The 3,405-nt window shown below is 75.0% G+C and carries 4 protein-coding genes; 1 reads left to right on the forward strand and 3 read right to left on the reverse strand.

Annotation, left to right across the window (positions count from 1 at the left end):
• The 3 genes from ABD308_RS24895 to def form a co-directional block, all read right to left on the reverse strand.
• A partial coding sequence (locus tag ABD308_RS24895; RefSeq protein WP_344338772.1) for a transcription antitermination factor NusB occupies positions 1 to 885 on the reverse strand: 885 nt, incomplete at its 3' end.
• A gap of 78 nt (positions 886 to 963) precedes the next feature.
• Complete coding sequence (gene fmt / locus ABD308_RS24900; protein ID WP_344338773.1) at positions 964 to 1,905, reverse strand: methionyl-tRNA formyltransferase; 942 nt, start codon at positions 1,903 to 1,905, stop codon at positions 964 to 966.
• A 49-nt stretch (positions 1,906 to 1,954) separates the two neighbouring features.
• Positions 1,955 to 2,500: a peptide deformylase gene (gene def / locus ABD308_RS24905; RefSeq protein WP_344338775.1), complete on the reverse strand. Its 546-nt coding sequence runs from the start codon at positions 2,498 to 2,500 to the stop codon at positions 1,955 to 1,957.
• A gap of 291 nt (positions 2,501 to 2,791) precedes the next feature.
• Here def and ABD308_RS24910 point away from each other — a divergent pair.
• A partial coding sequence (locus ABD308_RS24910; protein ID WP_344338777.1) for a hypothetical protein occupies positions 2,792 to 3,405 on the forward strand: 614 nt, incomplete at its 3' end.

Here is a 3,405-nt window from a genome sequence, read left to right on the forward strand (position 1 = left end):
GGCGGCGGCGAGGGCGAGGGCGACCAGCTGGCTGCCCTCGTCCTGGACGCCGGCCCGGTTCTCCTGCACCGCCGCGACCGAGCCCGGGTCGCCGCCCTCGGCGAGCCGCAGCGCGAACGGGGACCAGCGGCCCGGCTCGGCCTCGGGCAGGACGTCCGCCAGCTCGCTGACGGTGGCCCGGCCGGGGCGGGCCACCAGGGTGACCTCGGGGCGTTCGTTGTCGGCGCGCAGCAGCTGCTCGACGGCGGCGCGCCCGGCGGCGTCCGGCTGCCAGCGGCCGAGCGAGTCCCACAGGGCGGCGACCACCCAGCGCGGGTGGGAGTGCACGACGGCGAGGTGGTCCTCGGCGTCCTGGTCGTACGACGGGGCGACCCGCTCGATCCAGGCGTCCAGGTCGTGGGCGCTGATCCGGCGCAGCACGGCGTTGACGAACTTGGCCTTGCCGTCGCCGAGCACCACGCGGGCCAGCTCGACGGTCGCCGAGACGGCCGCGTGGCTGGGGATGCGGGTGGTGAGCAGTTGGTGGGCGCCGAGCGAGAGCACGTCGAGGACCGGCGGGTCGACCTTGCTGAGCGGGCGGTCGATGCAGGCGGCGATGATCGCGTCGTAGGTGCCCTGGAGCCGGAGGGTGCCGTAGACCAGCTCGGTGGCGAGGGCCGCGTCGCGCCGGTCCATGCCCTTCTGTTCGGCCTCGCGGAGCAGCGAGGGCAGGATCAGGTTGGCGTAGGCGTCGCGCTCGTCGACGGCCCGCAGGGCGCGGAACGCGACGATGCGCGCCGGGTCCTTCTTCGGGCGCCGGTGCGGGCGCGGGGCGCGGTTTCCGCCGGACGCGCCGGGGGTGCCGGAGGTGCCGGAGGTGCGGTGGGTACTGCCGGGCGTGCTCATGGGATGTGCCTCAAAGTGCTGCGGGGGTTATTTCTGGATCTCTCGAACAGTAACGCGGAAAACCGGTCCCGGCCGGACTCAGCCGGACTCCCCCAGCCGCTCGCCGGACTCGATGCGGGCGCCGCGCGCCCAGTCCGCCGCCCGCATGGCCTTCTTGCCCTGCGGCCGCACCTCGCCCAGCTCGACCTCGTGGCTGCCGGTGCCGACCCGGACGCTGTTCTTGCCGACGGCCAGTTCGCCCGGCGCGAGGTCCGCGGAGTCGGGCAGCAGCCGCACCGGGCCGGTGACCTTGAGCCGCTCGCCGCGGAACTCCGTCCAGGCGCCGGGGGCGGGGGCGCACCCGCGCACCACCCGGTCGACCCGCAGGGCGGGCGCGGTCCAGTCGATCCTGGCGTCCTCGACGGTGATCTTGGGGGCGAGGGTGACGCCCTCGGCGGGCTGCGGGACGGCGTGCAGGCCGCCGTCGGCGATGCCGTCCATGGTGGCGGCGAGCAGCCGCGCGCCGGAGTGGGAGAGCCGCTCCAGCAGGTCGCCGCTGGTGTCGGCGGGGCGGACCTCCTCGGTGATCACGCCGTAGACGGGGCCGGAGTCGAGGCCCTGCTCGATCAGGAAGGTGGACGCGCCGGTGACCTCGTCGCCGGCCATCACCGCGTGCTGGACGGGGGCGGCGCCGCGCCAAGCGGGGAGCAGCGAGAAGTGCAGGTTGACCCAGCCGTGCCGGGGGATCTCCAGGGTGCCGGGGCGCAGCAGGGCGCCGTAGGCGACCACCGGGCAGCAGTCGGGGGCGAGCTCGGTGAGCCGGGCGACGAAGTCGGGGTCGCTCGGCTTCGCCGGCTTGAGGACCTCGATCCCGGCCTCCTCGGCGCGCTGGGCGACGGGGCTGGCGACGAGCTTGCGGCCGCGGCCGGAGGGGGCGTCGGGGCGGGTGACCACCGCGACGACCTCGTGCCGGTCGGAGGCGAGCAGGGCGTCCAGGGCGGGAACGGCGACCTCGGGGGTGCCGGCGAACACGAGGCGCATCAAGTGCCTTTCTGCGGTGCGGAGTTGACGTGGTACGCGGCGGGGAGCGTCAGCGCGCCGCGCCGAAGGTGCTGTGCGGGGAGACCTTGACCACCGGCGCGGGGCCGGAGCCCCAGTCCGCCTCGCGGATCGCCTTGAGCGCGGCCTTCCGCCGCTCGGTGTCGAGGCGGTCGATGAAGATGATGCCGTCGAGGTGGTCGGTCTCGTGCTGGATGCAGCGGGCGAGGAGCTGGGTGCCCTCGATGGTGACCGGGTCGCCGTACATGTTGAAGCCCCGGGCGACGACACCGTGGGCGCGCCGGGTGTCGTAGCGCAGGCCGGGCAGCGAGAGGCAGCCCTCGGGGCCCTCCTGTTCCTCCTCGCTGAGCGACAGGTCGGGGTTGATCAGGTGACCGGTGACGCCGTCCACGTGATAGGTGAACACCCGCAGGGAGATGCCGAGTTGGGGCGCGGCCAGGCCGGCGCCGGGGGCGTCGAGCATGGTGTCCGTGAGGTCCTTGACGAGGGTGCGGAGCTCCTTGTCGAAGGTGGTGACGGGCCGGGCGGTGGCGCGCAGAACGGGGTCTCCGAAGATGCGGATCGGCTGGATCGCCACGGATGCGGGCTCCTGTCCGTCGGGTCCGGGGGTACGGGGGTCGGTGCGGGGGCTGTACGGGGGTCTGTGCGGGGCTCTGGCTGCTGCTGACGAGCGGGCCGAGCGGCGTGCACACGGCCGTCGGCCAGTCTATGCAATCCCTCCGAACCGGGATCCGGCACATCCCGCTCGCCCCGCCTGCGTGACCCCGGTGGGCGGTCCGGCGTTGGTCAAGTGGGATTGACCGTGGCCGGAGCGCGCGGGAAGGGCGCTCCGGCCTAGCCGAACCGTACGGAAGGTGGCACGTAGGCCATGGCCGAGCAGATCAACCACGACGCCCGGGCACGGGCGAGCCTGCACCTGCTGGTGCGGGACATCGAGCGGGTGAGGCGACAGGTCGACGCCCTGCGGACGCTCACCGCCCAGTTGGGCAACGTCTACCGACCGCGCCGCCCGAGCACCTCGGCGGGCTTCGTGGTGTACGGGCGGGCCCCGGCGCCGACCGTGCGCCTGGCCCAGGAGTTGCGGGAGAGCGTGGAGACGCTGGTGGCGGCGGCGGTCGAGTTCGACCGCGCGCTGGGCTTCTCCTGGGACTCGGTGGGCTCCGCCCTCGGGGTCACCAAGCAGGCGGTGCACCGCCGGTACGGGATGCGCCGGCCGACCAGCGAGTTGCTGGCGGCGGGCGGCGTGCTGCCCGGCCCGAGCCGTCCGGACCGCTCCGAGGACCTGACCGGCCACCCCCCGGCGGTCACGCACGCCCCGGCGGTCGCGCACGCCGCAGCGCACGCCCCGGCCCACGCCCCGGCCGCCCACGCGCCGGAGCGCGACCGCTCCCCCGCCCAGACCGGAGACCCCCGCCCATGGGCTACCTCGCCCTGCTCCGCGCCCCGCACGTCGGCCGCCTCCTCTTCGGCACCCTGCTCGGC

The organism is Kitasatospora putterlickiae, assembly GCF_039527695.1.
GTDB classification, from domain to species: domain Bacteria; phylum Actinomycetota; class Actinomycetes; order Streptomycetales; family Streptomycetaceae; genus Kitasatospora; species Kitasatospora putterlickiae.